The sequence below is a fragment of the Microcystis sp. LEGE 08355 genome, assembly GCF_015207185.1.
Lineage (GTDB): Bacteria > Cyanobacteriota > Cyanobacteriia > Cyanobacteriales > Microcystaceae > Microcystis > Microcystis panniformis.
Genome location: NZ_JADEXI010000384.1, coordinates 1 through 4,500, shown reverse-complemented (window position 1 = coordinate 4,500; position 4,500 = coordinate 1). Strand labels below are relative to the sequence as shown.

Sequence of the window (4,500 nt, the reverse complement as noted above, 5' to 3'; positions counted from 1 at the left end):
TTTTAGAATTGATAGAGACAATCTTGGTTTATAAGTTACCCGAAGTCAGTAGAAAGGAGATAGAAGCGATGTTTAGTTTAAGTGATTTAAAACAAACTAAAGTGTATCAGGAAGCTTTAGAGGAAGGCAGAGAGGAAGGTAGAGAGGAAGGTAGAGAGGAAGGTAGAGAGAAAGGCAGAGAGGAAGGTAGAGAGGAAGGCGAATTAGCGGCAAAATTAGCCTCTATTCCTCGTTTATTGGCATTAGGATTAAACTTTGAACAGATAGCACAAGCTTTAGAATTAGAGATCGAACAGGTTAGACAAGCAACTCAAAGGGAATAGGAAAGGTTCAAACTTTGACAAATTGATACAATTGCTGGTGGCTATCTTTTGCCGGTAGCCATCAAGTAAAAATCGGCAACCCTGAAAATCTCTCAAGTCTTCTGTAGCTAAAGAGAAATCAAAAGTACAAACCCAATAAGACAAAATTATTCCTAATCTGCCTTCTTCTAATTCGCTGACTGCCACTATTTGATTATCAGTATTTCTTAAAACAATTGTCCCATTTTTGTATATATCCGTAAATCCGCCAGTTGCTATACACGGACTACCGACTTGCCATTGATTATTAATTGGCATTACTTGTTTAAATATTGTCATAGATCCAGTGAGAGTATTAACTGGACTAGCTATTACTGCTTACTGCATGGCAACCAACAAAAATGTGGACAAAGCTTTAATCATATACAACTTCAAAACTAATACAAATATTCCACAACGCCTTATTGTATTTTTACTGAAAAATTTTTATAACATTTTTAAATTATGTACGTTATAACTATTAAGATTATTAAACCAATCTTAGTATTTTAGTATTAATTGCTTACTTTGTTGTTGGTGTTATAATATTTTTAACTTTATTTAAATAAAAGTCATGCAAAAAATACAAGTGATTCCAAGAAAAGGTAGTTCCAATTAATCTTAACCCCTAATAGGGATTGAAACTTGGAGGCAAAAATCAGCGATACTGATATTGAGATCACGATGGTGAATCCAGAAGAGATAAAGGAGAGAGAAAATGGCTAACGAAACCGTCACTTATTCCCTAGAAGCAGTTCTGACAAGGATTGAGGGGAAAATTGACTCTCTGGAAAAACGGATCGATGAGAGATTTGATCAGGTAGATAAGAGATTTGATAAGATAGAAGAACGGTTGACAAAAGTGAGATGCTCCCCAAAGACTCTCTGGGAAATGCAGTTAAATAATTGGATGGCGACCTAAAAATATGAGTGAATTAACTATTCGTCCAGCTAAAATTACTGGTGTCATCCCAGATTCGATCGCCGCCGAGGTGGGTTTTGAAATCGGGGATGCGCTCCTCTCTATCAATGGTAATCGTCCCCGGGACTTAATCGATTATCAATTTTTATGTGCCGATGAATTTTTAACCCTAGAAGTGCTTGATAGTCAGGGCAAAACTCATCAAGTAAAAATCGAAAAAGATTATCATGAAGACTTAGGTTTAGAGTTTGAAAATGCCCTTTTTGATGGCTTAATTCAGTGTAATAATAAATGTCCTTTTTGCTTTATCGATCAACAACCAGAGGGCAAAAGAGAAACTTTATACTATAAAGATGATGACTATCGCTTAAGTTTTCTCTATGGCAGTTATTTAACCTTAACTAATCTCACCTCAAAAGAATGGCAGCGGATCGAAAAGATGCACATATCACCGCTTTTTGTGTCCGTTCATGCCACGGAACCCGATCTGAGAATTCGTCTCTTAAAAAATCCCCGCGCTGGTCAAATTTTAGACCATTTAAAATGGCTACAAGCCAGACAATTACAAATTCATGCCCAAGTGGTAGTTTGTCCCAATATTAATGATGGAATTCATCTCGAAAGAACCCTGTTAGATCTGGTTTCTTTTCATCGGGGAGATATTCCCTGTGTGGAGTCGATTGCCGTAGTTCCCGTGGGATTAACCCGCTTTCGTCCCCAAGAAGATGAATTAATTCCCGTTAGCCAAGAAAAAGCGCGAGAAGTGATTGAACAAGTCCAAACTTTACAGAAACAATTTCGTCAAGAATTTGGCAGTAATGTGGTGTGGTTAGCCGATGAATGGTTTTTAATTGCCCGAGTCGATTTACCACCTCAATCTCACTACGAAGACTATCCCCAAATCGGTAACGGAGTTGGCTCGATTCGTCAATTTATTAGGGATTTCCAGAAGACAGCCAAGAAGTTATTACCCGCTCAAATTACTCCATCTAGACGATTGATATGGGTAGTGGGAAATGCGGTAGAACAAGCTTTTCAACCCCTAGTTAAACAGTTAAATAATCTGCGGGGTTTAACCGTGGAATTAGTGGCTTTAAATAGTGATTATTGGGGTCAGGAAATCACGGTTACGGGTTTATTAACCGGGCAAGATATTCTCAAAGGATTACAAGGTAAAAATCTTGGGGATGGGGTTTTATTACCCTCCCTCATGCTCAAGCATGGGGAATCGGTATTTTTAGATGATCTCACCCTAGAAACTGTTATTAATCAGTTAGGAGTCCCTATTTATCCAGTTCTGGGAGTGGAGGAATTAATTAAAACTTGTCTTACTCTCAATCCCTTCAACAAATCCTAATCTTGAGAATAGACAATTATCAGTAATCGGTGATCAGATTTGAGTTTTTAAGTAGGTGGGTGGAATTAAATATAAGATGAACGTAGGTTGGGTTGAAGCATGAAACCCAACTCCCGCATGGGTTACGCTACCGCTAACCCATCCTACAAATAATTGTGCCTCCCTACTTAGTGAGCGGTATTAAGTAGAAAATTGCCGTTTTCTTGGCACTGATAACTGATTACTGATAACTGATAACTGTCTTAGCCGATTTCCACATTACCGGTCCCTTGAAACATCAGCCAAGAGAGGAAAAAATTAGCCACAAAAATCGCTAATAAAGAAGTTACCACAGCCGTGGTAGTAGATTGACCAACTCCTTTAGCACCGCCGGTGGTGGTTAAACCCCAACTACAACCGATAATAGCAATTAAAATCCCAAAAATAAGGGACTTGAACATAGAACTAATTAAATCCCATGTTTCCAGAAAATTTTGGGCTGATTGTAAGAATAGGGAATAGGAAATACCGTAAAGACTATCAGAAATCAATAAACCACCGAGTAATCCCGTGACTAAAGAGATAATAGTGAGCAGGGGTAACATTAAACTACAGGCAATCACCCGGGGAATGACCAAATAATCGATCGGATCGGTTTTTAAAATATATAAAGCGTCAATTTGTTCTGTTACTCGCATTGTACCAATTTCGGCGGCAAAAGCCGAGCCAACTCTCCCCGCCACCACCACCGCGGTTAAAACTGGGGCTAATTCCCTGGTTAAAGCCAAGGAAAGGACTCCCCCAACAAAACTACCCGCCCCAAAAAAAATAAATTCTCTGGCTACCTGAATAGTGAAAACCATACCCACAAAAGCAGCAGTAATTAGGGCAATTGTCAAGGATTCTGGTCCAACAATACTCATTTGTTCCAGAGTATTACGCCGGTGGATTTTGCCATTAAGAATATGTAAAAAAGTTTGTCCCGCTAATAAACCGGCAGCCCCCAAACGTTGGAACCATAAACTTAAACCACCGGCAGCATCACTTTTTCTTGGCATTTGTCGAGGGACTATCGCTAAAATCTAACTTATTATAGGCGAGAATTCCCTCTGATTATCCCTCGATTGTTAGGACTTGCTTTGATGCCACTCGATCGAGGGATAACAAACCATCGTTTTGTGCTGCTGGCAGGGGATAATAGAATTATCTAGTAGCCGTCAGCTATCAACCCTGATTCTTTATCCATGCCAGATTTAGCGAAAATTATCCTGAGAAACCATAAAATTGATGCTGTTAAACGATTCCATCCTTGGATATTTTCCGGGGCGATTAAAGAGATGGAGGGGGAAGTCAAAGAGGGTGCTATCGTGGAGGTTTATAGCGATCGAGGCGAATATCTAGCCACTGGACTGTATAATCCTAGCAATATTGCCGTTAAAATTCTTTCTTTCCCAAAAGTCAGCGATATTGCTCAATTATTTCTCGAAAAATTCCAGAATGCCTATCAGCTGCGGCAACAAATCGGTTTAGTGGATAACCCAAAAACTAACTGTTATCGTTTAATTAACGCTGAAGGGGACGGTTTACCCAGTTTAATCGTCGATTGGTACAATGGCACGGCGGTTATTCAAGCTTATTCCCTAGCTTTATACCAACGTCTCGATCTGATTGTCGATTGCCTGAAAACTATCTACGCTGATAATTTACGGGCAGTTTACGATAAAAGTGCCGCAGTTTTGGCGAAAAGCGCCCATATCTCCGAGAATAAATACTTATTTGGTCAAAAAACCGGCGATGAGGTGTTAGAATCCGGCCATCGCTTTATTATTGATTGGGAAAAGGGACAAAAAACGGGATTTTTCCTCGATCAAAGGGAAAATAGAGCCTTATTATCTCAATAT

5 protein-coding genes and 1 pseudogene are annotated in these 4,500 nt (G+C 39.3%); 4 read left to right on the top strand and 2 right to left on the bottom strand.

Features of this window, described 5'->3' with window-relative positions:
* The coding region (locus tag IQ242_RS17480; protein ID WP_193960845.1) for a DUF2887 domain-containing protein at positions 1–323 on the top strand (323 nt) is incomplete at its 5' end.
* Here IQ242_RS17480 and IQ242_RS17475 read toward each other — a convergent pair.
* Complete coding sequence (locus IQ242_RS17475; protein WP_193960844.1) at positions 282–641, bottom strand: hypothetical protein; 360 nt, start codon at positions 639–641, stop codon at positions 282–284. The two genes, IQ242_RS17480 and IQ242_RS17475, sit on opposite strands and share 42 nt — an antisense overlap.
* Positions 642–1,059: 418 nt before the next feature.
* Here IQ242_RS17475 and IQ242_RS17470 point away from each other — a divergent pair.
* Both IQ242_RS17470 and IQ242_RS17465 read left to right on the top strand, forming a co-directional pair.
* Positions 1,060–1,206: pseudogene (locus IQ242_RS17470) on the top strand (DUF4164 family protein); the annotation flags it as partial.
* A gap of 61 nt (positions 1,207–1,267) precedes the next feature.
* Positions 1,268–2,620 carry a TIGR03279 family radical SAM protein gene (locus tag IQ242_RS17465; RefSeq protein ID WP_193960843.1) on the top strand — a complete coding sequence of 451 codons (1,353 nt, stop codon included), beginning with the start codon at positions 1,268–1,270 and terminating at the stop codon, positions 2,618–2,620.
* Between the two features lie 242 nt (positions 2,621–2,862).
* On the opposite strand, the gene IQ242_RS17460 is transcribed toward IQ242_RS17465, so the two are convergent.
* Positions 2,863–3,657, bottom strand: coding sequence for an MlaE family lipid ABC transporter permease subunit (locus IQ242_RS17460; RefSeq protein WP_002769219.1), 795 nt, complete (start codon positions 3,655–3,657; stop codon positions 2,863–2,865).
* Positions 3,658–3,843: 186 nt separating this feature from the next.
* Here IQ242_RS17460 and IQ242_RS17455 point away from each other — a divergent pair.
* Positions 3,844–4,500: class I SAM-dependent rRNA methyltransferase (locus IQ242_RS17455; protein ID WP_193960842.1), on the top strand; the 657-nt coding region annotated here is incomplete at its 3' end.

Bases quoted from the DNA above. Each gene is read 5' to 3' on its own strand.
- IQ242_RS17460 (WP_002769219.1), bottom strand. From the start codon at position 3,657: ATGCCAAGAAAAAGTGATGCTGCCGGTGGTTTAAGTTTATGGTTCCAA.
- IQ242_RS17475 (WP_193960844.1), bottom strand. From the start codon at position 641: ATGACAATATTTAAACAAGTAATGCCAATTAATAATCAATGGCAAGTC.
- IQ242_RS17465 (WP_193960843.1), top strand. From the start codon at position 1,268: ATGAGTGAATTAACTATTCGTCCAGCTAAAATTACTGGTGTCATCCCA.